Origin of the sequence: Caulobacter rhizosphaerae, from assembly GCF_010977555.1 — a bacterium.
Taxonomy (GTDB): domain Bacteria; phylum Pseudomonadota; class Alphaproteobacteria; order Caulobacterales; family Caulobacteraceae; genus Caulobacter; species Caulobacter rhizosphaerae.
The window spans coordinates 469,260-494,428 of record NZ_CP048815.1; the positions used below are offsets into that span (position 1 = coordinate 469,260).

19 protein-coding genes and 1 pseudogene are annotated in these 25,169 nt (G+C 68.7%); 16 read left to right on the top strand and 4 right to left on the bottom strand.

The window, feature by feature from the left end; translation table 11 throughout:
- Positions 1–146: 146 nt before the first annotated feature.
- Positions 147–458 (bottom strand): energy transducer TonB, encoded by a 312-nt coding sequence (locus tag G3M57_RS02100; RefSeq protein WP_012284370.1) that lies wholly within the window; start codon positions 456–458, stop codon positions 147–149.
- Between the two features lie 373 nt (positions 459–831).
- Here G3M57_RS02100 and G3M57_RS02105 point away from each other — a divergent pair.
- The 13 genes and pseudogenes from G3M57_RS02105 to G3M57_RS02165 all read left to right on the top strand — a co-directional run bounded on the left by G3M57_RS02105 (position 832) and on the right by G3M57_RS02165 (position 13,920).
- Positions 832–2,854, top strand: a pseudogene (locus tag G3M57_RS02105) (methyl-accepting chemotaxis protein).
- Entirely contained in the window at positions 2,854–3,141 is a 288-nt protein-coding gene (locus G3M57_RS02110; RefSeq protein ID WP_056754293.1) for an STAS domain-containing protein, read from the top strand. The pseudogene G3M57_RS02105 and the gene G3M57_RS02110 overlap by 1 nt, the downstream one beginning before the upstream one ends.
- Entirely contained in the window at positions 3,138–3,503 is a 366-nt protein-coding gene (locus G3M57_RS02115) for a response regulator (RefSeq protein WP_028038734.1), read from the top strand. The genes G3M57_RS02110 and G3M57_RS02115 overlap by 4 nt, the downstream gene beginning before the upstream one ends.
- A gap of 48 nt (positions 3,504–3,551) precedes the next feature.
- A complete protein-coding gene (locus tag G3M57_RS02120) occupies positions 3,552–5,828 on the top strand; it encodes a chemotaxis protein CheA (RefSeq protein ID WP_163228535.1) in 2,277 nt (758 codons plus the stop codon).
- A 4-nt stretch (positions 5,829–5,832) separates the two neighbouring features.
- Positions 5,833–6,300 (top strand): chemotaxis protein CheW, encoded by a 468-nt coding sequence (locus G3M57_RS02125; RefSeq protein WP_056754288.1) that lies wholly within the window; start codon positions 5,833–5,835, stop codon positions 6,298–6,300.
- 1 nt (position 6,301) lies between these two features.
- Complete coding sequence (locus G3M57_RS02130; RefSeq protein WP_056754284.1) at positions 6,302–7,183, top strand: CheR family methyltransferase; 882 nt, start codon at positions 6,302–6,304, stop codon at positions 7,181–7,183.
- Positions 7,183–8,211: a protein-glutamate methylesterase/protein-glutamine glutaminase gene (locus G3M57_RS02135; protein WP_056754281.1), complete on the top strand. Its 1,029-nt coding sequence runs from the start codon at positions 7,183–7,185 to the stop codon at positions 8,209–8,211. The genes G3M57_RS02130 and G3M57_RS02135 overlap by 1 nt, the downstream gene beginning before the upstream one ends.
- Positions 8,212–8,215: 4 nt before the next feature.
- On the top strand, positions 8,216–8,605 hold the full coding sequence (locus G3M57_RS02140) for a response regulator (protein ID WP_019847929.1): 390 nt from the start codon (positions 8,216–8,218) through the stop codon (positions 8,603–8,605).
- Positions 8,602–9,174 (top strand): chemotaxis protein CheD, encoded by a 573-nt coding sequence (locus G3M57_RS02145; protein ID WP_056754279.1) that lies wholly within the window; start codon positions 8,602–8,604, stop codon positions 9,172–9,174. Before G3M57_RS02140 ends, G3M57_RS02145 begins: the two co-directional genes overlap by 4 nt.
- Positions 9,175–9,179: 5 nt before the next feature.
- Complete coding sequence (locus G3M57_RS02150) at positions 9,180–9,569, top strand: hypothetical protein (protein ID WP_056754276.1); 390 nt, start codon at positions 9,180–9,182, stop codon at positions 9,567–9,569.
- Between the two features lie 3 nt (positions 9,570–9,572).
- Positions 9,573–10,157: a response regulator gene (locus G3M57_RS02155; protein ID WP_056754273.1), complete on the top strand. Its 585-nt coding sequence runs from the start codon at positions 9,573–9,575 to the stop codon at positions 10,155–10,157.
- Entirely contained in the window at positions 10,154–10,624 is a 471-nt protein-coding gene (locus G3M57_RS02160; RefSeq protein WP_163228536.1) for a chemotaxis protein CheE, read from the top strand. Before G3M57_RS02155 ends, G3M57_RS02160 begins: the two co-directional genes overlap by 4 nt.
- 341 nt (positions 10,625–10,965) lie before the next feature.
- Complete coding sequence (locus G3M57_RS02165) at positions 10,966–13,920, top strand: TonB-dependent receptor (protein ID WP_373287715.1); 2,955 nt, start codon at positions 10,966–10,968, stop codon at positions 13,918–13,920.
- 93 nt (positions 13,921–14,013) lie between these two features.
- On the opposite strand, the gene nagA is transcribed toward G3M57_RS02165, so the two are convergent.
- From nagA to G3M57_RS02180, 3 genes are read right to left on the bottom strand one after another with little or no spacing between them, the layout of a single operon-like run.
- Positions 14,014–15,150, bottom strand: a complete 1,137-nt coding sequence (gene nagA, locus G3M57_RS02170) for an N-acetylglucosamine-6-phosphate deacetylase (RefSeq protein ID WP_163228538.1) — start codon at positions 15,148–15,150, stop codon at positions 14,014–14,016.
- On the bottom strand, positions 15,150–16,241 hold the full coding sequence (locus G3M57_RS02175; RefSeq protein ID WP_056754262.1) for an SIS domain-containing protein: 1,092 nt from the start codon (positions 16,239–16,241) through the stop codon (positions 15,150–15,152). Before G3M57_RS02175 ends, nagA begins: the two co-directional genes overlap by 1 nt.
- 53 nt (positions 16,242–16,294) lie before the next feature.
- A complete protein-coding gene (locus tag G3M57_RS02180) occupies positions 16,295–17,044 on the bottom strand; it encodes a GntR family transcriptional regulator (RefSeq protein WP_230983847.1) in 750 nt (249 codons plus the stop codon).
- Between the two features lie 244 nt (positions 17,045–17,288).
- Here G3M57_RS02180 and G3M57_RS02185 point away from each other — a divergent pair, with 244 nt between their 5' ends.
- From G3M57_RS02185 to ptsP, 3 genes are all read left to right on the top strand, one after another.
- A complete protein-coding gene (locus G3M57_RS02185; protein ID WP_056754258.1) occupies positions 17,289–20,060 on the top strand; it encodes a TonB-dependent receptor in 2,772 nt (923 codons plus the stop codon).
- A gap of 207 nt (positions 20,061–20,267) precedes the next feature.
- Positions 20,268–22,625: a family 20 glycosylhydrolase gene (locus tag G3M57_RS02190; RefSeq protein ID WP_163228540.1), complete on the top strand. Its 2,358-nt coding sequence runs from the start codon at positions 20,268–20,270 to the stop codon at positions 22,623–22,625.
- A 27-nt stretch (positions 22,626–22,652) separates the two neighbouring features.
- Positions 22,653–25,169: a phosphoenolpyruvate--protein phosphotransferase gene (gene ptsP, locus G3M57_RS02195; protein ID WP_163228541.1), complete on the top strand. Its 2,517-nt coding sequence runs from the start codon at positions 22,653–22,655 to the stop codon at positions 25,167–25,169.

A 25,169-nucleotide genomic window follows, 5' to 3' on the forward strand; every position in this document is an offset into this window, starting at 1 on the left:
ATGCGCCTGTCCCCATTCGGCGCACGACCGCCAAAACGCAAAACGCCCCCGCCGGCCCCGGGCCGGAACGTCCCCTGTAAGGACGCTCCGGCGGAGCCAGCGGAGGCGTATTAAGATCTCTCCGGGAAGGGAGAGAGCTTTTAGACTTACGCGCCGCCCGGGAAGCGGAACGGAACCTTCACGGTGCCGGTCTTGGCGCCCATCGGCAGCTTTTCAGCAATGCACATGGCGGCCTTGTCGAAACCCTTGCCGGCCGCGCTGTTGTCGACGACCTTGCACTCGGTCAGCTTGCCGGCGTCAGCCGTGCATTCCAGCATGACCTGGGCGGCGTCGCGCGTGTTGGCGAACTGTTGCAGGCAACGGCCCATTTGGTCTTCGAAGCCGCCAGCCGCCGAGGCGGCTTGAGCGACGAAAAAGCTGCCAGCGATTCCCGCGGCAATAGCGATCGGATATTTCATCCCGCTGCTCCTAATAGTGTGTCTCGCCCTTCGGACGTCGCGTCGTCCGGACGCCTGAGCTTTTTCGCAGAACCGAGTTAAAATATTCTGAGTCACCGGAAGATAGTTTTATTCATTTATCGGTAACCACGCTTACTTGGCGAATACGCCAGTTTCACTTGAAACTACACTCAGAATCCACCGTCGACGACTCGACCCTTGCATGGGCGTGACTCACGCGCGCGCCCGGTCCTTAAATTCCAGGAAATTCCAGGGCGGGCGGACGAGAGCTTTGCGCAGCGCGGAATTTCAGGGGTGCGACACGCCCTGCGGCACAGGCTCTTAACCAAAGTCAGGAACTATTAGGAATATGCCGTGATGATCGCCCTCGACGTTGGTGATCCGTGCGCACGGAAACACCGCTAGAGGGGACCTATCCGATGAAGCGTTTTCGGCTCGTCGATCTTCCGTTGATCATCAAAATCGGCTTCGCGCCGGCTTTCGCGCTTTTGATGCTGGCCCTGATGGCCGGCGGCGCGATCGTCGTGCAGAAGAGCCAGTCCGCCGCGCTCAAGCAGGTCGTCGAGAACGACATGCGCGAGAACATGGAGATCCAGACGATCTCCAAGCGGATTTCCAACATCAACGGCGAACTGTTCACCGTGATGACCCACAAGGCCGGGAACATCGAGGTCGACAAGAACGACGCCCGCATGGCGGCGATCCTGACCGAAACCGACGCGATCAAGAAGGACCTGACCGCTCTGAAGGGCAAGCTGCCCAAGGAAGAGCAGGGCAAGATCGTCGAGCTGATCAAGTCGCTCGACGAATGCCGCAGCGCCATCGACACGGTCAGCGGGATGATCGGGGTCGACTTCAACATGGCCGCCGGCTTCATCGCCCCGTTCGAAGAGCAGTACGCCAAGATGACCGCCCAGCTGGACGGCGTCGTGACGTCCGCCAACACCCGCATCGCCACCGAGACGGCGAAGAAGCAGGCTGAGGCCAATGCGGCGATGAGCGCCACGATCGTCCTGTCGCTGATCACGCTGTGCGCGGTCGCCGGCCTGGCCTTCATGACCGTGATGACCACCCGCAAGTCGATCGGCGACATCGCCGGCGCCACCGAGAAGCTGTCGAAGGGCGACAATACGATCGACCTGGAGAAGATGACCCGCGGCGACGAGCTGGGCGCCATCGTCCGCTCGCTGAAGGTCTTCCGCGACAATCAGCTGCACCTGGAGCAGATGCGCGCCGAGCAGGAGAAGTCGGCCGCCCTGACCGCCGACGAGCGCCGCGCCAAGGAAGAGGCCGCCGCCGCCGCCGCCCGCGAGAACGCCCTGGTGGTGTCGTCGCTGGCCGACGCGCTGGAGCACCTGGCCAAGGGCGACCTGACCTACCGCGTCCAGGCCGACTTCCCGGGCGACTACCGCAAGCTGAAGGACGACTTCAACGCCGCCATCACCCAGCTGCAGGAAACCATCAAGGTCATCGCGGCCTCGACGGACGGCCTGCGCACCGGCGCCGACGAGATCGCCCACGCCTCGGACGACCTGTCGCGCCGCACCGAGCAGCAGGCCGCCTCGCTGGAAGAGACCGCCGCCGCCCTGGACGAGCTGACCGCCACGGTGCGCCGCACCGCCAGCGGCGCCAAGCAGGCCTCGGAAGTGGTCTCCAGCACCCGGGGCGAAGCCACTCATTCGGGCCAGGTCGTGCACGAGGCCGTCTCGGCCATGGGCGCCATCGAGGACTCGTCCAAGCAGATCAACCAGATCATCGGCGTCATCGACGAGATCGCCTTCCAGACCAACCTGCTGGCCCTGAACGCCGGCGTCGAAGCGGCGCGCGCCGGTGACGCCGGTCGAGGTTTCGCGGTCGTGGCGCAGGAAGTGCGGGCCCTGGCCCAGCGCTCGGCCGAAGCCGCCAAGGAGATCAAGACGCTGATCTCGTCCTCCACCCAGCAGGTCAGCCAGGGCGTGAGCCTGGTCGGCCAGACGGGCGAGGCCCTGCAGCGGATCGTCACCAAGGTCGGCGAGATCGACGCCCTGGTCACCGAGATCGCCGCCTCGGCCGCCGAGCAGGCCACCGGCCTGAACGAGGTCAACACCGCCGTCAACCAGATGGACCAGGTGACCCAGCAGAACGCCGCCATGGTCGAGCAGTCGACCGCCGCCACCCACTCGCTGAAGGGCGAGACCGGCGAGCTGGTGCGTCTGATCGGCCGCTTCCGGGTCGGCGACGGCCGCCAGCAGGCCACGTCCTACGAGCGTCCGCAGGTCGCCGACGCCGCCCACCACGCCCCCGCCGCCAATCCGGTGGCTGAGCAACGCGCCCGCCTCAACGCCTTCGCCCGTCCTGGACGCGGCGGGGCGGCGACCGCGGCCGCCCCGGCCAGCGACGGCTGGGAGGAGTTCTGATGTCGACAGCGATCGCTTTGCCCGAAACCCTTGATCTGAAGGCTTCGGGACCGCTCAAGCAGGCGTTCGTCGAACGCCGCGGCCAGGACATCGAGGTCCATGCCGACCAGGTGCGCCGCCTCGGCGGGCTGTGCCTGCAGGTCCTGCTGGCCGCCCGCAAGGCCTGGGCCGAGGACGGCAAGCCTTTTTCGATCACCGCGCCTTCCGAGGCGTTCGTGGAAACCATCCGTCTTTTCGGGGCCGAAGGGGCTCTGTTTCAGGCCGAAATCCAAGGAGCTGCATCGTGACGCGTACTGTCCTCACGGTCGATGACTCGCGTACGATGCGGGACATGCTGCGCATGGCCCTCGCCGGCGCCGGGTTCAACGTCGTCGAAGCCGTCGACGGCGAACACGGGCTGGAAGTGCTGTCCGCCCATCGCCCCGACGTGATCATCACCGACATCAACATGCCCAAGCTGGACGGCTTCGGTTTCATCGAGGCGGTGCGGGTCGACGACGACTATCGCGCCATCCCGATCCTGGTGCTGACCACCGAAAGCGACCCCAGCAAGAAGCAGCGGGCCCGCGAGGCCGGCGCCACGGGCTGGATCGTCAAGCCGTTCAACCCCGAGAAGCTCGTTGAGGCGATCCGCCGCGTCGCGGCCTGATCGTCCAGGTGCTTTAGGTACTGAAATACCTTTGTAGGAAGTCGGGGAATGGACGAGCTAGAGGCCATCAAGGTCACCTTCTTTCAGGAATGCGAGGAACTGCTCGCCGATCTTGAAGGCGGGCTCTTGGCCATGCAGGACGGCAACGACGATGGCGACACCGTCAACGCCGTCTTCCGGGCCGTGCACTCGATCAAGGGCGGCGCCGGCGCCTTCGGCCTGGAACCGCTGGTGCGCTTCGCCCACGTGTTCGAGACCCTGCTGGACGCCTTGCGGTCGAACGAGATCCCGGGCACGCCGGACCTGACGGCCCTGCTGCTGCGCGCCTCGGACGTGCTGGCCGACCATGTCAGCGCCGCTCGCGGCCTGGGCGTGGTCGACATGGACGCCTCGGCCGCCATGGCCGCCGAACTGAAGGCTGTCACCGACCCCGCCGCCGCGCCTGTTCCGGCCGCCGCCGCGCCGGTGGTCGAGACTCCTCGGTACGTCGACGCCGCCCCGATCGTGGTCGGCGCGGATGACGGGATGGACGACGACGACCTGGGCTTCGACTTCCAGCCGATGACCATCACCCTCGACGCCCAGGCCGCCGACGCGGCCGTGCTAGACGGCAATGTCTGGACGGTGTCGATCCGTCCGAAGTCCGACCTGTACCGCAAGGCCAACGAGACGGCCCTGCTGCTGCGCGAGCTGAGTCGCCTGGGCCCGATCCAGGCGACCCTGGACGACAGCGCCCTGCCGGCCCTGGAATTCATCGATCCCGAAGCCGCCTACGTCACCTGGAGCGTCCGGCTCGAGACGGACCAGGGCGAGGAGGCCATCCGCGAAGTCTTCGAATTCGTCGACGGCGACTGCGACCTGGAGATCACCCGCGGCGAGGCCCCGGTGGCCGAGGTGCTGGCGACCCTGCTGGACGTGGCCGCTCCGACGCCCGCGCCCGCCGCGATCGAAGTCCCGGTCGAAGCGCCGGTCGTCGCCGCCGCTCCGGTCGTCGAGATCGCCCCGCCGGCCCCTGTCGCCGCGCCGGCTCCGACGCCCGCCGCCGCTCCGGTCGCCGCCAACGCCCCGGCCGCCCCCGCCGCCAAGCCGGCCCAGATCGACGTCCCCGGTCCGGGCCAGTCGGTGATCCGCGTCGATCCCGAGCGCATCGACCACCTGATCGACCTGGTCGGCGAGCTGGTCATCAACCAGGCCATGCTGGCCCAACGCGTCGGCGAATACGGCATCGCCCCGTCGTCGAACCTGGCCATGGGCCTGGATGAGCTGGAGCAGCTTACCCGCCAGATCCAGGACAGCGTGATGGCCATCCGCGCCCAGCCGGTGAAGTCGGTGTTCCAGCGTATGCCGCGCCTGGTCCGCGAAGTCGCCAACATGACGGGCAAGCAGGCCCGCCTGGTGATGGACGGCGAGAACACCGAGGTCGACAAGACGGTCATCGAGCGTCTGGCCGATCCGATCACCCACATGCTGCGCAACGCCATCGACCACGGGCTGGAAAGCCCCGAGGAGCGCAAGGCGGCCGGCAAGAATCCCGAAGGCGTCGTGCGCCTGGCCGCCCTGCATCGCAGCGGCCGGATCGTCATCGAGGTCCAGGACGACGGCAAGGGCATCAACCGCGAGCGGGTGTTGTCGATCGCCGTCAACAAGGGCCTGATCTCGCCGGACCTGACCCTGACCGACGAGGAGATCGACAACCTGATCTTCCTCCCGGGCTTCTCGACCGCCGACAAGATCTCGGACGTCTCGGGCCGCGGCGTCGGCATGGACGTGGTCAAGCGCAGCGTCCAGGCGCTGGGCGGTCGCATCTCGATCTCGTCGCGTCCGGGCCTGGGCTCGACCTTCACGCTGAGCCTGCCGCTGACCCTGGCTGTCCTGGACGGCATGGTGGTCGACGTGGCCGGCGAGACCCTGGTCATCCCGCTGGCCTGCATCGTCGAAAGCCTGCGGCCCAAGGCCGAGGAAATCCGGCCCCTGGGTCCGACCGGTTCGGTCCTGGCCGTGCGTGACAGCTTCGTGCCGCTGATCGACGTGGGCCTGACCCTGAACTATCGCAGCAAGTCGCCGTCGGCGACCGAGGGCGTGGTGCTGCTGGTCGAGGGCGAGGACGGCTCGCGCGCCGCCCTGGTGGCCGACGCCATCCACGGCCAGCGCCAGGTGGTCATCAAGTCGCTGGAACAGAACTACCAGCAGGTCGAGGGCGTCGCCGCCGCGACCATCCTGGGCGACGGCCGGGTGGCCCTGATCCTCGACGTCGACGCGGTGATCAACCTGCGTCGCCGCAGCCCGCCGCCCGCCGTCGATCCCAGCCTCATCGCCGCGGAATAGCCCGATGACCGAACCCAACGCCATCCACAGCAGCGAAACCCGCGAACTGATCTCGTTCCGCGTGGGCGAGCAGGAATACTGCGTGGACATCATGGCCGTCCGCGAGATCCGCGGCTGGAGCCCGGCCACCACCCTGCCGCAGTCGCCCGCCTACATGCGCGGCGTGATCAACCTGCGCGGCGCGGTCCTGCCGATCATGGACCTGGCCGCCCGCATCGGCATGCCCACCACCGAGCCGAACGTGCGCAGCGTGTTCATCGTGGTCCAGGCCGGCGACCGCACGGTCGGCCTGCTGGTCGACGCGGTGTCCGACATCCTGTCGATCACCGACGAGATGTGCCAGCCCACCCCGGACATCGCCTGCGAGAACGTCCGCCACTTCGTGCGCGGCATCATTTCCATCGAAGGGCGGATGATCAGCGAGATCTCGCTGGACCGCCTGCTCCCCGAGCGCGAGGCCCTGGCCGCCTGATATGACCACACCCTCGACCTCCTTCTCCGATCGCCGCGAGGCCCTCGTCGACGGCGAGTTCGCCTTCACGGGCGCCGACTTCAAGCGGATCGCCGCCCTGCTGTACGAGCAGGCCGGCATCAGCCTGCCCGACAGCAAGGCGACCCTGGTCTATTCGCGCCTGGCCAAGCGCCTGCGCACCCTGGGCCTGAAGTCGTTCGCGGAGTACTGCGCGTTCGTCGCCCAGGACGGCAATGTCGACGAGCAGCAGCATATGCTCCGGGCCCTGACGACCAACGTCACCCGGTTCTTCCGCGAGCCGCACCATTTCGACGACCTGCGCGCCAACATCCTGGAGCCGATGGCCGACAAGGTCCGGGCCGGCGGGCGCCTGCGCCTGTGGTCGGCGGCCTGCTCGTCGGGCCAGGAGCCCTATTCGATGGCCTTCACCGTGCTGTCGGTGTGGCCGAACGCCGCCGAGCTGGACATCCGGATCCTGGGCACCGACATCGACACCAACGTGCTGGCGACGGGCCGGGCGGCGGTCTACGAGGAGCAGCTCCTCGAAGGCATCCCCGCCAACATGCGCAGCCAGTATTTCGAGCGCGACGCCAGCGACCGCCGCAGCTTCCGGGTCTGCGAGACGGCCCGCCAGCTGGTGGCGTTCCGCGAGCTGAACCTGAACGGTCCCAGCTGGCCGATGAAGGGGCCGTTCGACGCCATCTTCTGCCGCAACGTCGTCATCTATTTCGACGAGCCCACCCAGGAGCGGGTCTGGCAGCGCTTCGCGCCGCTGGTCGCCCCGGGCGGCAAGCTCTATGTCGGCCATTCCGAACGTGTGGGTGCTTCCATTACCGCTTTCGAAAGCGCCGGCCTGACCGCCTACCGCAAGGTGGGTCGCTGATGGCCAAGATTCGCGTCCTCGTCGTCGACGACTCCGCCACCATGCGGAGCCTGATCACGGCCGCCCTGACCCGTGACCCCGAGATCGAGGTGGTCGGCGCCGCCGGCGACCCGTTCGAGGCCCGGGGCATGATCAAGGCCCTGAACCCCGACGTCGTCACCCTCGATATCGAGATGCCGAACATGAACGGCATCGAGTTCCTCGAGAAGATCATGCGCCTGCGGCCGATGCCGGTGGTCATGGTCTCCAGCCTGACCCAGGCCGGGGCCGAGATGACCCTGCGCGCGCTGGAGCTTGGCGCCGTCGACTGCGTGGGCAAGCCCACCAACGCGACCGGCACCGCCGAGGCCCTGGCCGAGGTGGCCGACAAGGTCAAGGCCGCGGCTCGAGCCTCGGTGCGGACCAAGGCCGACGCCGCGCCGGCCACGGCCCGCCGCCTAAACTACCTGCCGTCGGGCGACATCGTGGCGATCGGCTCGTCGACCGGCGGGGTGGAAGCCCTGCTGTCGATCCTCAGCCAGTTCCCCGAGACCGGCCCGCCGACGGTGATCACCCAGCACATGCCGGCCACCTTCACGGCCAGCTTCGCCGCCCGCCTCGACCGCGCCAGCGGCGCCCGGGTGCAGGAAGCCGTCGACGGCGCCCTGCTGGAGCCGGGCAAGGTCTATGTCGCGCCGGGCGGGGCGACCCACCTGGAGGTCGTTCGCTCGGCCGGGCTGCGCTGCCGCCTGGTCCAGGGCGACCCGGTCAGCGGCCACCGGCCGTCGGTCGACGTGCTGTTCAACTCGGTGGCCCAGGCGGTCGGCGACAAGGCGGTGGGCGCCATCCTGACGGGCATGGGCCGCGACGGCGCGCAGGGCCTGCTGGCCATGCGCAAGGCCGGCGCCCGGACGATCGGCCAGGACGAGCAGAGCTGCGTCGTCTACGGCATGCCGCGCACGGCTTTTGAACTCGGCGCCGTGGAGAAGCAGGTCCCCCTGTCCTCCATGGGCCAAACCATCCTCGATCTGGCCTCCGCGAGGCGATGAACCCATGCCCCAAGCAAGCTCCATTTCCGTTCTCGTCGTCGATGACCAGCTGACCATGCGGGCGTTGATCCGCAACGCCTTGCAGCAGATCGGCTTCAAGGACATCCGCGAGGCCCCCGACGGCGAGGAGGCGCTCAAGAACCTCCTGGCCAAGCCGGCCAACCTGGTCATCTCGGACTTCAACATGCCGAAGATGGACGGGCTGGCCCTGCTGCGCGCGGTGCGCTCGCACCCGCCGATCCGCCAGACGGCTTTCGTCATGCTGACCGGCCGGGCCGATCGCGAGCTGGTCCAGCGCGCCGTGCAGTTCGGCGTCAACAACTACTGCGTCAAGCCGTTCACCGTCCAAGGCCTGAAGGAAAAGATCGAACAGGTCTTTGGCCAGCTGACATGATCGGTCGAGACCCCTACCCAGACGAAGCGGGCCCCGCGATCAAGGTTCACGTCACCCAGGGCGAGAGCCACGTGTCGGCCGACCCGAACGTGGTCATGACCACGGTGCTCGGTTCGTGCATCGCCGCCTGCCTGCGCGATCCGACCACGGGCATCGGCGGCATGAACCACTTCCTGCTGCCGGACTCCGGCGATCGCAGCAAGGACAGCGGCGACGCCGTCCGCTACGGCGCCTACGCCATGGAGTTGCTGATCAACGGCCTCCTGAAGAAGGGCGCCCGTCGCGAGCGCCTCGAGGCCAAGATCTTCGGCGGGGGCAAGCTGTTCGACGGCCTTTCGGACGTCGGCGCCAGCAACGCCGCCTTCGCCGAGCGCTTCCTGCGCGACGAGGGCATTCCGATCGTCTCGTCCAGCACCGGCGGCCTGTCGGCCCGCCGCGTCGAGTTCTGGCCCGCGTCCGGTCGGGTGCGCCAGCGCCTGGTCGCCGTCGACAACGCCCCGCAGGACGTCCGTCGTCCCGCGCCCGCCCCGATGCCTGCCGCGTCCAGCGGCGACGTGGACCTGTTCTGACGCCCATGACCGCCCAGCCGCTCGCCCTGACCGACACCGACGAGACCTCCCCCGGGCAGTTGCCCGTCGGCGAGCTCTCGCGTCGGCTGGCGGCGGAGTTGATGGCGGCGGCGGCGATCTGCCGCGATTGCGAGCACGTCGCCGGCGACCTGGCCAGCGGCGGCGCGGCCCTGGAGAACCTGTCGCGGCTGCAGGCCCTGGACGAGCTGAGCCAGCGCCTGCACGGTCTGTCGGAGGTGCTGGCCCGCATCGGCCAGCATGCCTCCGGCGAATGGAGCATGGCCGTCGAGCCGCTGCTCGAGGGCCTCGGCCTGGCCGATCTCGTGGTGCGCCTGCGCGACGCGAAAAACCACGACGGCTGGGACGCCACGGCCGGCGAGCTCGACTTCTTCTAGGCCATGCGCGAACCGCTCCACGCCTCGGCCCGCATCAATCTCGAGAAGGTCGAGGTGCTGCTGGTCGACGACAGCATCCCGTCGCTGAACCTGCTGTCCCAGGTGCTGCTCGGCTTCGGCGTAGGGAACCTGACGCGCGCCGACGGCGCCAGGGCGGCCCAGACCCTGCTGCGCGAGCGCACGTTCGACCTGGTCATCAGCGCCACCAACATGGCCGGGGTCGATGGCTACGAACTGGTCAAGTGGCTGCGCCGCGGCGCCCTGGAGGCCAACCGTTACCTGGCGGTGATCCTGGTCTCGGGCCACACGCCGCCCTCGCAGGTGTTCAAGGGCCGTGACGCCGGCGCCAACTTCACGATCGCCAAGCCGATCACGCCCAAGATCGTGCTGGAGCGCATCCTGTGGGCGGCCAGGGAAGATCGCCAGTTCATCGAGTGCGAGACCTATCTGGGTCCCGACCGCCGGTTCAAGAACGACGGCCCGCCAGCCGGCGCCAAGGGGCGTCGCCGCGAGGATCCCCCGCAAGCGCTCCGCCCGCCCGGCGCCCCGTCGCTGGAGTCCGCCGACTCCGAGAAAGCCAAGTCATGAGCGTCATGCGTAAATTCCGCGCCCCCAACCGCCTGTCGATGCTGGTCCGGGCCAATGGCGGCGTGACGGCCAAGGACGCCCTGGCGGCCGCCGACGCGGCGCTGGAGCCGCTGCGCGCCGAGTCGCTGGCGGTGCTGGACGCCGCTCTGGCCGAGATCGACGCCCGGTTCGGCCGGCCGGCGGCGGCGACCCGCGCCGCCGGGGCCTTCCAGGACCTCTACGCCCTGGCGCTGCGCATCATCGACGTCTCGGGCTTCCTGCCAGGCTCGTGCGTCGACCAGGCGGCGGTCTCGTTCTGCGCCCTGGTCGACAACTGCGCCGAGGCCGGCGCCTGGCGCTGGGACGCGGTCGACGTGCACATCAACGCCCTGCGGCTGCTGCGCACCGCCGACCTGAGTCCCGACCAGCGCCGGGCGGTGATCGACGGCCTCAACAAGGTCAGCCAACGGCGGATCGACGAGGCCTGAGCCGGCGCCGACGCGGCAAGCTTGACCTTGATGTGGCCCAAACGACACGATTGCCGCGCCGCTACATTCCGCCACGCTTCAGCCATCTTGTGATCGGCGGTTTCATTTGATACCGCTTGCATTGCTACCGGTGTCAGGACAAGGTCTCGCGGAGATTTGACACCGGTGTCAGAATAGACGGCCCAAGAACGGCCGCGCGGGAAGGAAGCGCGGACGCACTCTTCGGCCGGGCGATGCGAAAGCGTCGTTCAAAAGAAACGTGGTCACGGGAGGAGGATCCATTGTCTCAGGTCTCTAAGCAGCGCGTTCGCGCGCTGAAGCTCGGTGCGTCCAGCGGCGCCATGCTGATGGCTATGGCGCTGGCCGGCGCCGCCGCCGCGCAGGAAACGCCGGCGCCCGCCGCCGACGACACCGCCGTCGAGGAAGTGGTCGTCACCGGCTTCCGGGCCAGCCTGGCCAACGCCCTGGACATCAAGCGCCGCGAAAACGACCTGGTCGACGTCATCAAGGCGCAGGACATCGCCGACTTCCCCGACCTGAACCTGGCCGAGTCGCTGCAGCGCGTGCCGGGCGTGTCGATCGACCGTGACGGCGGCGAAGGCCGTACGATCACCGTCCGCGGCCTGGGTCCCGACTTCACCGTGGTGCGCCTGAACGGCCTGGAAGCCCTGGCCACCACCGGCGGCAAGGACAGCTCGGGCGGCGCCAACCGCGGCCGCCAGTTCGACTTCTCGATCTTCGCCTCGGAGCTGTTCAACAGCGTCACCGTGCGCAAGTCGACCTCGGCCATGAACGAGGAAGGCTCGCTGGGCGCGATCATCGACCTGCAGGCCTCGCGTCCGTTCGACTTCAGCGGCCCGGCCATGAGCATGGGCGCCAAGATCGGCTGGAACGACCTGTCGCGGAAGAAGGACCCGCGCTTCACCTTCCTGGCCAGCAACCGCTGGGACACCGGCATCGGCGAGATCGGCGCCCTGATCTCGGTGGCCTACGCCGAGCGCAAGACGCTGGAAGAAGGCTCCTCGACCGGCCGCTGGGAAAATCCCAGCGTGGCGTTCAACTCGGCGACGGCCTTCCCCTGCACCGGCGCGGCCTATAACCCGGTCAGCGGCCCGCCCCTGACCTGCGCCCAGATCGGCACCGTCGTCGGCGGCACCACCCCGACCACCACGGCCGCCGCCGGCACCGCCAACAACCTGTGGCACCCGCGCATCCCGCGCTATGGCCGCCTGCAGTACGACCAGAAGCGCCTGGGCGTCACCGGTTCGCTGCAATGGCGTCCGACCGAGAACTCGACCCTGACCTTGGACGGCCTGCTGGCCAAGTTCACCAACAACCGCGACGAGACCTATCTGGAAGTCATCTCGTTCAGCCGCAGCGGCGCGGGCGTGCCCCAGACCGACGTGGTCAACTTCCAGGCCGACGACAAGGGCCACCTGATCAAGGGCACGTTCGACGACGTCGACGCCCGGGTCGAATATCGCCACGACGACCTGAAGACCGAGTTCAACCAGTTCACCCTGACCTACGACACCAAGTTCGGCGACGCCGGCCACCTGAACATCGTCTATGGCCAGTCGCGGTCGATCCAGGACAACCCTGTCCAGACCACGTTCTCGTTCGATCGCTACAACAGCGACAACTACAGCTATGACTACTCGGCCAACGACAAGCTGCCGAGCTTCAACTACGGCTTCGATCCGACCAATCCGGCCAACTTCACCTACACCGCCAGCAACACCAACGGCGACGCGTCGCTGCTGCGCCTGCGTCCCAGCAAGGCGGTCAACACCTTCAAGACCTTCCGGGCCGACGTCGACTATGAGATCCTCGACGGCTTCAAGCTGCGTTATGGCGGCGACTACAAGGAATACGGCTTCTCCTCATGGGAAAAGCGCCTGTTCTCGCGCAACCTGGCGGCCACGGGCACGACCTTCACGGCCGAGGCCGGCTATCCGCTGCCGGCCGGCGTCACCGTCGCCGACGTCTCGCGCCTGATCACCGGCTTCGGCCGCGGCCTCGACCTGCCGAGCGGCGTGCCGACCTCGTGGATCGCGCCCGACCTGGACAAGCTGAAGAAGGCCATCGGCTACGACTGCAACTGCATCAACGCCAACGGCGACTTCCGCCTCAGCGTGCTCAACCAGCTGGGCGCGCTGCGGGAGATCACCGAAAAGGACACCGCCTTCTACATCCAGGGTGACTTCGACTACGACATCTTCAACATCCCGATCCGAGGCAACCTCGGCGTCCGCTATGTGAAGACCGAGCAGTCGGCGACCGGCCACTACAACGCCGGCAACGTCGCCACGCCGGTGAGCACGCCGTTCGGCACCATTTCCGAGCAGATGGCCACCGACGCGACCCAGTCGGTGAGCCGCGAGTACACCAACACCCTGCCCGCCCTGAACATCTCGGCCCAGCCGATGGAGAACTTCTTCATCCGCTTCGCCGCCGCCAAGGTGATGACGCGTCCGCAGTTGCAGAACCTGACTCCGGGCTTCACCGCCATGAGCCAGAGCGCGCAGACCCTGACGCGCGGCAACCCGGATCTCGATCCGATGCTGGCCAACAATCTGGACCTCAGCTTCGAATGGTATCCGGACAAGGAAACCCTGCTGTCGGCCGGCTTCTTCCAGAAGGACATCAAGTCCTATATCCAGCAGACGGCCGAGGTCATGACCTGGTCCGAGACCGGCCTGCCCAACAGCCTGCTCAGCAACGGCAACACCAGCGCCTCGCCGTTCACGGTGACGACCAACATCAACAGCCCTGGCGGCAAGCTGCGCGGCTTCGAACTGAGCGCCCAGCGTCCGTTCACCTTCCTGCCGGCCCCGTTCGACAAGTTCGGCGCGATCGTCAACTACACCCACGTCAAGAGCGATATCGACTACATCATCAAGTCGCCGACGTTCGGCGGCACGCCCCGGGTCCAGACCGCCCCGGCGGTGCTGGTCACCCAGCCGCTGCTCAACCTGTCGCCCGACGCCTTCAACGCTACGCTCTACTACGAGAACGCCGGCTTCAAGGCGCGGATCTCGGGTTCGTATCGCGACCAGTACCTGATCCAGGTGGCCCCCTCGGCGACCAACAACAACGACGTGCGGATCAAGGAAAAGACCTTCAACCTCGACGGTCAGGTCAGCTACGAGTTCAACAAGTTCACGGTCACCCTCGAAGCGATCAACCTAACCGACCAGGAAGACAGCAAGGTCGACGACTCCACGCGCATGAGCTCGGAAGAGTACGTCCACTTCGGCCGTCAGTTCTATCTGGGCGTGCGGTACAAGTTCTAGATCGCCGCCTTACCGAAACGACCGAAGGGCGCTGGTGCAGACCAGCGCCCTTCTTCTTTGGTCCTTGTCCGCGTCCCACAGGAAAGCGGTCTATCAGCTCGCGACGCCGTCGATCCAGGTGCGGCGCACGGTCAGGGCCTCGTCCAGCAGCACCAGGTCGGCGGCTTGGCCGGCCTGGATCGCGCCGCGCTGGCCCGCCAGGCCCAGGAAGGCGGCGGGGGCGGCCGAGGCGATGCGAACCGCGTCCTCCAGCGACAGGCCCATCATCGCCACGGCGTTGCGCACCGCGCCGATCATGTCCAGGTCAGAGCCGGCCAGGGTGCCGTGGTCGTCGACGCACACCCCGTCGACCACGCGGATATGCCGCCCCTGCAGGTCGAAGCTCTTGTCCGCCATGCCGACCGTGGGCATGGCGTCGGTCACCAGCATGAAGCGGTCCAGCGGCCGGGTGCGCAGGGCGATGCGCAGCACGGCGGGATCCACGTGGCGGCCGTCGACGATGATCCCGCACCAGGCGGTCTGGCTTTCCAGGGCCGCGCCCACCACGCCCGGCTCGCGGCTGGTCAGCGGCGACATGGCGTTGAACAGGTGGGTGAAGCCGGTCAGGCCCGCGTCCAGCGCCTTGCGCACCGTGCCATAGGCGGCGTTGGTGTGGCCGGCGGCGACGATCACCCCGGCCTCGGCCAGGCGGCGCACCCGCTCGGGCGTGGTGGTTTCCGGGGCCAGGGTCACCAGGGTCTTGCCGCGCTTGAGCGAACTGAGCAGGGCCACGGCCTGGTCGTCGAGGGTGCGGAACTTGCTGGCGTCGTGGATGCCCTTGCGCTTGGCGTTGAGGAACGGGCCCTCGATGTGAACGCCCAGCACGCCGGGCACGCCGGCCTCGATCGCCTGCTCGGTCGCCCGCATGGCGGCGTCGACCACGGCCAGGTCGTCGCTGATCAGGGTGGGCAGGAAGCCGGTGGTCCCGTAGGACCGGTGGGCGGCGCCGATGGCCGCGATGGCCTCGACGGTGGTGGAGTCGTTGAACAACACCCCGCCGCCGCCGTTGACCTGGGTGTCGATGAAGCCTGGGACCAGCAGGCCGCCGTCCAGGTCGTGGCGCGCGGCGTCGGCCGGGGTGTCGGCGGGGGCGAGGAGGGCCGCGATCCGGCCGTCGCGGATCACCACGGCCTTGCCGTCGACGATCCCCTGCGGCGTCAGGATGCGGCCATTAACGAGAACGGACTGCATCAGACGGTTTCTGTGACCTTGTTGAGGTGCGGGGGGCTGTCGGGATCGTAGCCGCGGGCCACCGACAGGGCGTTGGCCATGCGGTAAAAGCTCTGGATCATCAGGATCGGCTCGATCACAGGATGGGCGGCGAGGGCGGGAAGCGCGCCGGCTCCCGCTTCACCCGCGCCGGCCAGCAGCACGTCGCCGCCCCGCTCGGCCACGCCCTTGGCCATGGCGTCGACGCTGTCGCGGCTCTCGTCGTTCTGGGCGAACACCAGGACCGGGAAGCCTGCCTTCACCAGCGCCATCGGCCCGTGCAGCACCTCGGCGGCGCTGAAGGCCTCGGCGTGCAGGCCGCAGGTTTCCTTGAACTTCAGGGCCGCTTCCTGGGCCACGCCGAAGCCGACGCCGCGCCCCAGCACATAGAGGTTGCGGGCCAGCTTCAGGCGCTCGACGGCCGGCGTCCAGTCCAGGGTCCAGGCCTCGGCCAGCAGGGCGGGCAGGGTGGCGAGGGCGGCGGTCAGGTCGTCGTCCCCGGTCCAGGCGGCGACCAGCTGGGCGATGGCCGCCAGGGCGGCGATATAGGACTTGGTGGCCGCCACGCTCAGCTCGGGCCCGGCGTGCAGCGGCAGGACCTCGTCGGCCAGGGCGGCCAGGGGCGAGGTGGTGTCGTTGACCAGGGCGATGACGAAGGCCCCGGCGTCCTTGGCGGCCTGGACCGAGGCCAGCAGGTCGGGGCTCTTGCCCGACTGGGAAATGGCCAGGTACAGCACCTCGCCCAGGTCCTGCTGGGCGGCGTAGACCGAGCTGACCGACAGGGCGGCCGATGAGGTCAGCACGCCGGTGCGGGTCTCGATCAGGTACTTGGCGAAGGTGGCGGCGTGGTCCGAGCTGCCCCGCGCGCAGGTGACCACGGCGCGGGGCGGCGTGGCCCGCAGCCGCTCGGCGATCCTGGCCGCGCGGGCGGCGTTGGCCGCCAGCTGGGCGGCGACCACCTGCGAGGCCTGGCCGGCCTCGAGGAACATGCGGGTCGATTCCGCCGTCAGGCGCCCCGGCGTGGAGGAAGGTTCGGCAGGGGGGGCGGATCGGGTCAAGACATGGGCCTCCAAGACGGGCGTTCCTTCAGATAAGCGCGGGGCGGGCCCCGTTCAGCACGGACCCTTCAGGAAAGGGCGTTCAGTTCGGCGACGAAGTCGTAGGCGTCGCCGCGGTAATAGGACTGGGTCACCTCGACCGCCCGGCCGTCCTTCAGGAAGCCGCGACGCTCGATCAGCAGGCCGGCGTCCTTGGGCGGAACGCCCAGCAGTTCGGCATGTTCGGCGGTGAACAGCACCGCGCGCAGCCGCTGCAGGGCGCGGGCGGGCCGATGGCCCGTGGCGGCGAGGGCTTCATAGAGCGACACGCCCACCGCCTCGGCCGAGGACAGGGCGAAGCCGGCGATGGTGGAGTATTCCACGGCCATCGGCGCGCCGTCGGCGTAGCGGATCCGGGCGAAGCGATAGACCTGGGTGCCGGGCGACAGGCCCAGGGTCAGGGACTCCTCGGGGGTGACTAGGCCCTCGGCCTTGCTGATCCACTCGCTGCGCGGCGTGCGCCCGCGCGAGATCATGTCCTCGGTGAACGACGACAGCTTGGAGAAGCTTTTTTCCACCCGGGCGGCGACGAACGTGCCCGCGCCCTGGCGGCGGGTCAGCAAGCCCTCGCTGACCAGGCCGTCCAGAGCCTTGCGCACGGTGATGCGCGAGATGCCGAATTCCTCGGCCAGGTCGCGTTCGGCCGGCAGGGCGTCGTCGGGCGACAGCACCTTCGTCTGGATCGCCTCGCGCAGGGCGCGCTGCAGCTGCTTGTAGAGCGGGGCGTGATCGTCGCCGGCGAGGCCGCCGATCTTCTCAGAAAACATCGCCAATTCCATGCCCCCGCTCAAATCTGCGCCACCCCGTGACCGTCGGAATAGCATATGACCATTTCCGTACCAATAAGAACATGGTCCGGAATTGGTTCTTTTTTGGCCTTGTCATCCGACCATTTTCCGTCACAGTCAGCCTCCGAGGCCCAAGAAGTACCGCAATCTACGGATGTCCGCAGATAATTGGTATCAGATTGGGCTTGGGGCTCGCTCCAAGCTCAAGTGGCCTGGCAACGGGGAGAATTTGATAATGAGAAAGTTTCACAAAACCATTCTAACCGCGTCCGCCAGCATGCTGGCGGTCGCTCTGGCCGCACCGGCCTTCGCGCAGGACTCTACTCAAGTCGACGAAGTGGTCGTCACCGGCATCCGGGCCTCGCTGCAGGCGTCGGTCGAGGCCAAGCGTAACGCCAACGCCGTGATCGACGTGATCACCGCCGAGGACATCGGCAAGTTCCCCGACAAGAACGTCGCCGAATCGCTGCAGCGGGTTCCGGGGGTCACCATCCAGCGCGAATTCGGCGAAGGCGAGCGGATCTCGATCCGCGGCACCGCGCCGACCCTGAACCGCACCCTGCTGAACGGCCACGCCGTGGCCACGGCCGACTGGTTCATTCTCGACCAGTTCAAGGCCAGCCGCAGCTTCAACTACCTGATGCTGCCGTCGGAAATCGTCGGCAAGGTCGAGGTCTTCAAGAGCCCGATGGCCGACATCGACGAAGGCGGCGTGGGCGGCACGGTCAATGTGCACACCCGCAACCCGCTGGACCTGGCGCCGCTGTCGGTGTCCGGATCGATCCAGGCCTTCCACGACGAGAAGTCGGGCAACACCGATCCGACCGCCTCGGCCATGCTCAGCTGGCATAACGCCGACAAGACCCTGGGCGTCCTGGTCGGCGGCATCTACGACAAGCGTCGCATCCGTCGCGACGGCATCGAGGTCCTGGGCTACCAGGCCGTGACCACCGCCTCGGGCGCGGGCAACATCAGCGGCATCACGCCGGGCCAGACGGTGTACGCTCCCAGCCTGATCGGCTCGTCGCTATTCACCCAGACGCGCGAGCGCAAGGGCGCCAACTTCGCCATCCAGTACGCGCCGACCGACAAGTTCGAGCTGAACCTGACCGGCCTCTATTCCAAGATGGACGCCGACAACTTCAACCAGAACTACATGGCCTGGATCAGCCAGAAGGTCGGGGCCCTGAGCACCTCGCCCGGCTCGCAGTTCAACATCACCCGCGTCGAGAACGGCACCGCCACCGCCGGCAACTTCAACGCCATCGGCGGCAACGGCGTGGTGTTCGACGCCATCGACCGCATCGCCCACACCAGCGTCGGCTCGATCGACCTGGCCGGCAAGTGGCGTCCGGCCGACGGCTGGGAGTTCAGCGGCCGCGTCGGCTACACCAAGGCCAAGGGCGCCACCGACCTGCAGCCGTTCTGGGAGACCAACGCCCCGACCGGCCTGACCTACGACCTGTCGAACGGCCTGCCGAAGGTCAGCTTCACCGACATCAACCCGACCACGGCGGATGACGAGATGACGCTGGGCTGGGCCTCGGCCAACACCACCGTCAACGACGACGACGAGTTCTACACCTTCGTCGACGGCGAGAAGTTCCTCGACGGCGGCGTGTTCAGCTCGGTCAAGTTCGGCCTGAAATACACCGACCACGACCGCGACGTGGTGCAGACCTACGGCCAACGCCGCGCGCTGCTGAACAACGGTACGGGCTGCAGCAACAACGCCTGTGGTCTGGACGACGTCGCCAACGGCCTGACCGACGGCGACTACCTCAAGGGCATTCGCGGACCGGGCGTGCTCAGCAGCTACCTCACCGCCGACAAGAACAAGATCGAGGCCATCTACGCCAAGCTCGGCCCGGCCACGGTCTATGACCCGAACAACCCCAATGTCGGCGGCTGCATCAACCTCAACAACTGCGACCACTTCGGCCCGCTGGAGAGCTTCGACTTCAACGAGAAGACCTTCGGCGGCTACGTGATGGGCAACCTGAAGGGCGAGGGCTGGCGCGGCAATGTCGGCGTCCGCGTCGTCAACACCAAGATCGAGACCAACGCCTGGCGGGTGGGCGTGTCGGCCGGCACGCCGGGCGCCATCAACAACCCGTTCGGCCTGATGGCCCCGACGTCGGGCGAGAAGGAATATACCGACATCTTGCCGTCGGCGAACTTCTCGTTCGACGTGCGTGACGACGTGGTGATCCGCCTGGCCGCCGGCCGGGTCCTGGCCCGCCCGGACTACGCCCAGATGGCCGGCTTCACCTCGCTGACCGAGTCCCTGCTGACGGCCTCGGGCGGCAACCCGGACCTGGATCCCTATCGCGCCAACCAGTACGACGCGACGGTGGAATGGTATTTCGCGCCGCAGTCGATCCTGTCGGTCGACTTCTTCTACAAGGACATCTCGACCTACATCGTCCAGGGCGCGACGGTCGAGAAGCTGCCGCTGCAGGCCGCCGCCAACGACCCGCGGGTCGTCAACCCGGCCAACAACTGCGTCCTGCAATCGGCCGGCCTCTACAGCTGCGACTACAATGTCGGCCGTCCGGTCAACGTGGCGGGCGGCGAGACCAAGGGCTTCGAGGTCAACTTCCAGATGCCCGTCTGGAACGGCTTCGGCGTCCTGGCCAACTACACCTATTCCGACGCCAGTTCGTCGTCGGGCGTGCCGGTGCCGTCGAACTCGAAGAACATCTTCAACGTCAGCGGCTACTACGAGAACGAGCGCTTCAGCGCCCGCCTGTCCTACAACTACCGGTCCAAGTTCTTCGTCGACTACGACGCCGAGCGCGGCTACCGGCAGCTGTGGTCGGACTCGATCGCCTCGCTCGACGCGTCGGCCAGCGTCAACCTGACCGACCAGATTTCGCTCAGCCTCGACGCGGTGAACCTCACCGACGAGAAGCAGACCGACAACTACGACAACGACAAGAACCGTCCGGCCCGTATCTACAAGAACGGTCGCATGGTCTTTGGCGGCGTCCGGTTCAAGTTCTAGCCCGTATGGACGGGGTCATCGGCATCCGGGCCGCGGGCCCCGTCCTTTTTTCCGAGTTCGTCGCGTGGGCTGCGGCCAGGATCGTTTCATGACCTGCCCGCCGCCGATCGCGACCCAAGCCCTCCTGACTGCAAGCATGGAGCTGGGGCGGAGCGGTCAAACGCTCCGCCCGCTTTTTGCTTCCGGTTGGCCGGTGAGCGTCCCTTGATGATCTTCGCTCCACCCTTCGCCCGCGCCGCCCAGAGACTGGTCGGCGCCCTGTCGGTTTCGGCCGCCGCCCTGGCTTTCGCTTCGGCGGCCTGCGCCGCTGAACCAGCCCTAACCCTGACGCCGGCGCCCGCCCAGGCGACGCTGGGCCAGGGGACCTTCGCCCTGACCGCCCGGACCCGGATCTTCGTCGCCCCGGGCGACGTCGAGGCCCGCGTCGTGGCCGGCCAGCTTTCAGACATGTTGTCCAAGGCCCGGGGGCTGAAGCTCGCCGTCGTCGAGGGCGCGCCGCCCGCCGGCGAGGCCGTCATCGTGCTGGCCCGCGGCCAGGCCGGCGGCGACAAGCCGGAAGCCTACGCCCTCCAGGTCGCCCCCGCGGGCGTGACGATCACCGCCGCCAAGCGCGCCGGCCTGTTCTACGGCGCGGTCAGCGTCTGGCAGCTGGCCGTCCAGGACGCCGCCAAGGGGCCGGCCCAGCTGCCGGCCGTCAGCATCGACGACGCCCCGCGCTTCGCCTGGCGCGGCTTCATGCTGGACAGCGCCCGCCACTTCCAGAGCGTCGGGACGATCAAGGCGATCCTCGACACGATGGCCGCTCACAAGCTGAACGTCCTGCACTGGCACCTGGTCGACGACCAGGGCTGGCGGCTGGAGATCAAGAAGTACCCGAAGCTGACCTCGGAAGGCGCCTGGCGCGTCCCGGCCGGGGCGGCGGGCGAGGACCCCAGGACCGGCAAGCCGGTCCGCTACCAGGGTTTCTACACCCAGGACCAGGTGCGCGACCTGGTCGCCTACGCCGCGGCGCGCGGGATCACCGTCGTGCCCGAGATCGAGATGCCCGGCCACGCCCTGGCGCCGCTGGTCGCCTATCCCCGGTTCGGCATGACCAAGGCCCCGCCGCGCGCGGCCATGGGCGACTGGGGCGTGTTCCCCTACCTCTACCGGCCCAGCGAAGAGACGTTCGGCTTCTTGAACGACGTGCTCGACGAGGTGATGGACCTGTTCCCGTCCGAATACATCCATGTCGGCGGCGACGAGGCGGTCAAGGACCAGTGGAAGGCCAGTCCCGAGGTCCAGGCCCAGATCCAGGCCCTGGGCGTCAAGGACGAGCACGGCCTGCAAAGCTGGTTCATCCAGCGGGCCGAAAAGCACATCAACGCCCGGGGCCGGCGGATGATCGGCTGGGACGAGATCCTCGAAGGCGGCCTGGCCCCCAACGCCACGGTGATGTCCTGGCGCGGCATCGACGGGGCGGTCGCCGCCGCCTCCCAGGGCCATGACGCCGTGCTGGCCCCCGACAGCACCCTCTACATGGACCGCCGTCAGAGCGCCTCGGCCGACGAGCCGCCGGGCCGGATCAAGATCGTCAGCCTCAGGGACGTCTACGACTTCGACGCCGCCCCGGCCGCCCTGACCCCGGCCCAGCGCGCCCATATTCTGGGCCTGCAGGCCACCGCCTTCACCGAGCACATGCGCACCGACGAGCGGCTGGAGCGGATGACCTTCCCCCGCCTGATCGCCGTGGCCGAGAACGGCTGGACCCCGGACGCCCGGCGCGACTGGGCCAGCTTTGTGGCCCGCCTGCCGGCCGAGAGCGCGCGGCTGGACGTGCTGGGCGTGGCCCATGACACGGTCCCCTACGAGCCGCAGGCGACCCTGAGCCCGGCCAACGCCGGCCAGGTTTCGGTGGCCCTCGCCTCGGGCCTGGGCCTGGGCGAGATCCGCTACACATTGGACGGCCAGGTCCCGACCAAGGCGTCCGGCCTCTACGAAGCGCCCCTGGCCTTGGCGCCGGGCAAGACCGTCCGAGCCCGGACGTTCCTGGGCGACGACGCCCTGGGCCGGGTTCGCGACTACCCGGTCACCCTGATGGCCGCCCGGACCCGCGACAGCCACCAGCTGGAGCTGTGCGGCGCCGGCATCAATCTGTCACTCGAGGACGACGCGGCGAAAACCGGCTCCGGCGACGGCCCGCGCGCGGTGTTCGCGGTCGACCTGATGAACCCCTGCTGGGTGTGGAAGGGCGCGGACCTGTCGACGGGCCTGACGCTCAGCGCCCGCATCGGCCAGGTCCCCTTCAACTTCCAGATCGGCGCCGACCGTCAGAAGATCCCGCTGCGCCCGCCGGCCACCCCGGCCGGCGAGCTGGAGGTGCGGATCGACGGCTGCGCGGGCGAGCGGATCGCCGCCATCCCGCTGGGCGCCGCCGCCCGAGGCCCCGGCCTGGGAACGGCAGCCGGCGTGCTGCCCCGGCGCGAAGGCGTGCACGATCTCTGCCTGACCTTTACAGCGCGCACGGTCGAGCCGACGCTGGTGCTCGACCAGGTCACGCTGACCCCAACCAAGACCCCTCTCTAGATCCTCAAAGAACCAGGAAGCGTATCGGTGCCCAATCTCGTACTGTCCTCGCCGCTGAAGGGCTGGATCGCCCCGCTGGACGAGACGCCCGACGCGGTGTTCGCCGAGCGCATGCTGGGCGACGGCCTGGCCATCGATCCCCTGGGCTCGACCCTGCACGCCCCCTGCGACGGGCAGGTGATCGCCGTGCACGCCACGCGCCACGCCGTCACCCTGCGGGCCGACAACGGCGCCGAGATCCTGATGCATGTCGGCCTGGAGACCGTCGGCCTGGGCGGCGAGGGCTTCGAGGTCCACGTCAAGGACGGCGACGCGGTCAAGGCCGGGGACAAGCTGATCAGCTTCGACCTGGACCTGCTGTCGCAGCGCGCCAAGAGCCTGATCACCCCGGTGGTGGTCACCAATCCCGACGCCTTCCGGATCGTCCGCCGCGAGCAGGACCACGCCGCCGCGGTCGGCGACTTCCTGATGGAGCTGGCCGCGATCGGCGGGGCCGGCGCGACCCTGGCGGTCGCCGAGGGCGAGGTGTCGCGCGAGGTGGTGGTGCCGCTGCAGCACGGCATCCACGCCCGTCCCGCCGCCCGCATCGCCGAGAGCGCCCGCAAGTTCGCCTCGGACGTCGCCCTGGTCGCCGTCAACCGCCGGGCCAGCGCCAAGAGCCCGGTGGGGGTGATGGCCCTGGCCATCCGCCACGGCGACCGCATCAGCGTGGCGGCCAGCGGGCCGGACGCCGACTTCGCCGTCGCCGCCATCGTCGAGCTGATCGAGAGCGGGATGGGCGAAAGCGCGGCCCCGCCGTCCACCGCCGCGTCGGCCGCCGTGGTCGAGGCCGTCCGCCCCGCGGCGCCCAGCGAACCGGGCCTGCTGCGCGGCGTGATGGCCGCCCCGGGCCTGGCCATCGGCCAGGCCGTGCGCTTCGTCTCCAGCGACATCGCCGTGGTCGAGGCGGGCGCCGGGGCCGAGGTCGAGCGCGCCGCCCTGGAGGCCGCCCTGGCCCAGGTCCGCGCCCGGATCGAACAGGCGGCGGCGAAAGGCGACACCGCGCGCAAGGCTATCCTCGGCGCGCACCTGGCCTTCCTGGAGGACCCCGAACTGACCGCCTCGGCCCACCGGCTGATCGCCGAGGGCAAGAGCGCCGGCTTCGGCTGGCGGCGCGCCGTCGGCGGCTATGTCGAGGCCCTGCGCGGCCTGGGCGACCGGCGGCTGGCCGAGCGCGTCGACGACCTGATCGACCTGGAGCGCCAGGTGCTGCGCGCCCTCAGCGGCGAGGAGGACGAGGCCCGGACCCTGCCGGCCGGCGCGATCCTGCTGGCCGACGAACTGCTGCCCTCGCAGCTGATGGGCGTCGAGGCCGGCCAGGTGGCGGGCTTCTGCACCGCCAAGGGCGGGCCGACCTCGCACGTGGCTATCCTGGCCGCCGCCATGGGCATCCCGGCCATCGTCGCCGCGGGTCCGGGCGTCCTGGACGTCACCGAAGGCGCCAGCCTGATCCTCGACGCCGAGAACGGCACGCTTCGCGTTGGGCCGGACGCCAGCCAGCTGGCCGACGCCCAGACCGCCATCGCCGCCCGCCACGAGCGCAAGGCCGCCGCCAAGGCCGCCGCCCACCAGGAAAGCCGCACGGCCGACGGGACGCGGATCGAGGTGTTCGGCAATGTCGGCTCGCTGAACGACGCCCTGGCCGCCGCCGCCAACGGCGCCGAGGGCTCGGGCCTGCTGCGCACCGAGTTCCTGTTCCTGGAGCGCGAGACTCCGCCCGACGAGGACGAGCAGGCCCGCCAGTACCAGGCCATCGCCTCGGCCCTGGACGGCCGGCCGCTGATCATCCGCACCCTGGACGTCGGCGGCGACAAAGCCGCGCCCTACCTGCCGATCCCGGCCGAGGAGAACCCGGCCCTGGGCCTGCGCGGCGTTCGCGTCAGCCTGTGGCGGCCACATCTGCTGAAGACCCAGCTGCGGGCCATCCTGCGGGTCAAGCCGCTGGGCCAGTGCAGGATCATGGTCCCGATGATCGCCAGCCTGGACGAGCTGCGCGCCGTCCGCGCCGTGCTGGAAGAGGCCAAGCGCGAGCTGGAGATCACCGAACGGGTCGAGCTGGGGGTGATGATCGAGACCCCCGCCGCCGCCGTCACCGCCGACCTGCTGGCCGCCGAGGCCGACTTCCTGTCGATCGGCACCAACGACCTGACCCAGTACGTGCTGGCCATGGACCGGGGCAATCCGGAACTGGCCGCCCGCATCGACGCCCTGCACCCGGCGGTGCTGCGGATGATCGCCCAGACCTGCGCCGGCGCCGCCCGGCATCACCGCTGGGTTGGGGTCTGCGGCGGCCTGGCCTCGGACCTGGTCGCGGTGCCGGTGCTGCTGGGCCTGGGCGTCACCGAACTGTCGGCCACGGCCGCGACCGTGCCGGAGGTCAAGGCCCTGGTCCGCGCCCTGGACGTCCCCGCCTGCCAGGCCCTGGCCCGTCAGGCGCTGGACCAGACCTCGCCCGAGGCGGTCCGAGATCTTTGCAAGACCTTCCACGCGAAGGTTGGAGCCTAA

Coding starts and splice junctions, on each gene's coding strand:
- nagA (WP_163228538.1), bottom strand. CDS start 15,150: ATGCAGTCCGTTCTCGTTAATGGCCGCATCCTGACGCCGCAGGGGATC.
- G3M57_RS02140 (WP_019847929.1), top strand. CDS start 8,216: ATGCCCCAAGCAAGCTCCATTTCCGTTCTCGTCGTCGATGACCAGCTG.
- G3M57_RS02190 (WP_163228540.1), top strand. CDS start 20,268: ATGATCTTCGCTCCACCCTTCGCCCGCGCCGCCCAGAGACTGGTCGGC.
- G3M57_RS02120 (WP_163228535.1), top strand. CDS start 3,552: ATGGACGAGCTAGAGGCCATCAAGGTCACCTTCTTTCAGGAATGCGAG.
- G3M57_RS02145 (WP_056754279.1), top strand. CDS start 8,602: ATGATCGGTCGAGACCCCTACCCAGACGAAGCGGGCCCCGCGATCAAG.
- G3M57_RS02130 (WP_056754284.1), top strand. CDS start 6,302: ATGACCACACCCTCGACCTCCTTCTCCGATCGCCGCGAGGCCCTCGTC.
- G3M57_RS02110 (WP_056754293.1), top strand. CDS start 2,854: ATGTCGACAGCGATCGCTTTGCCCGAAACCCTTGATCTGAAGGCTTCG.
- G3M57_RS02150 (WP_056754276.1), top strand. CDS start 9,180: ATGACCGCCCAGCCGCTCGCCCTGACCGACACCGACGAGACCTCCCCC.
- G3M57_RS02155 (WP_056754273.1), top strand. CDS start 9,573: ATGCGCGAACCGCTCCACGCCTCGGCCCGCATCAATCTCGAGAAGGTC.
- G3M57_RS02180 (WP_230983847.1), bottom strand. CDS start 17,044: ATGGAATTGGCGATGTTTTCTGAGAAGATCGGCGGCCTCGCCGGCGAC.
- G3M57_RS02160 (WP_163228536.1), top strand. CDS start 10,154: ATGAGCGTCATGCGTAAATTCCGCGCCCCCAACCGCCTGTCGATGCTG.
- G3M57_RS02100 (WP_012284370.1), bottom strand. CDS start 458: ATGAAATATCCGATCGCTATTGCCGCGGGAATCGCTGGCAGCTTTTTC.
- G3M57_RS02165 (WP_373287715.1), top strand. CDS start 10,966: ATGCTGATGGCTATGGCGCTGGCCGGCGCCGCCGCCGCGCAGGAAACG.
- G3M57_RS02135 (WP_056754281.1), top strand. CDS start 7,183: ATGGCCAAGATTCGCGTCCTCGTCGTCGACGACTCCGCCACCATGCGG.
- G3M57_RS02185 (WP_056754258.1), top strand. CDS start 17,289: ATGAGAAAGTTTCACAAAACCATTCTAACCGCGTCCGCCAGCATGCTG.
- G3M57_RS02125 (WP_056754288.1), top strand. CDS start 5,833: ATGACCGAACCCAACGCCATCCACAGCAGCGAAACCCGCGAACTGATC.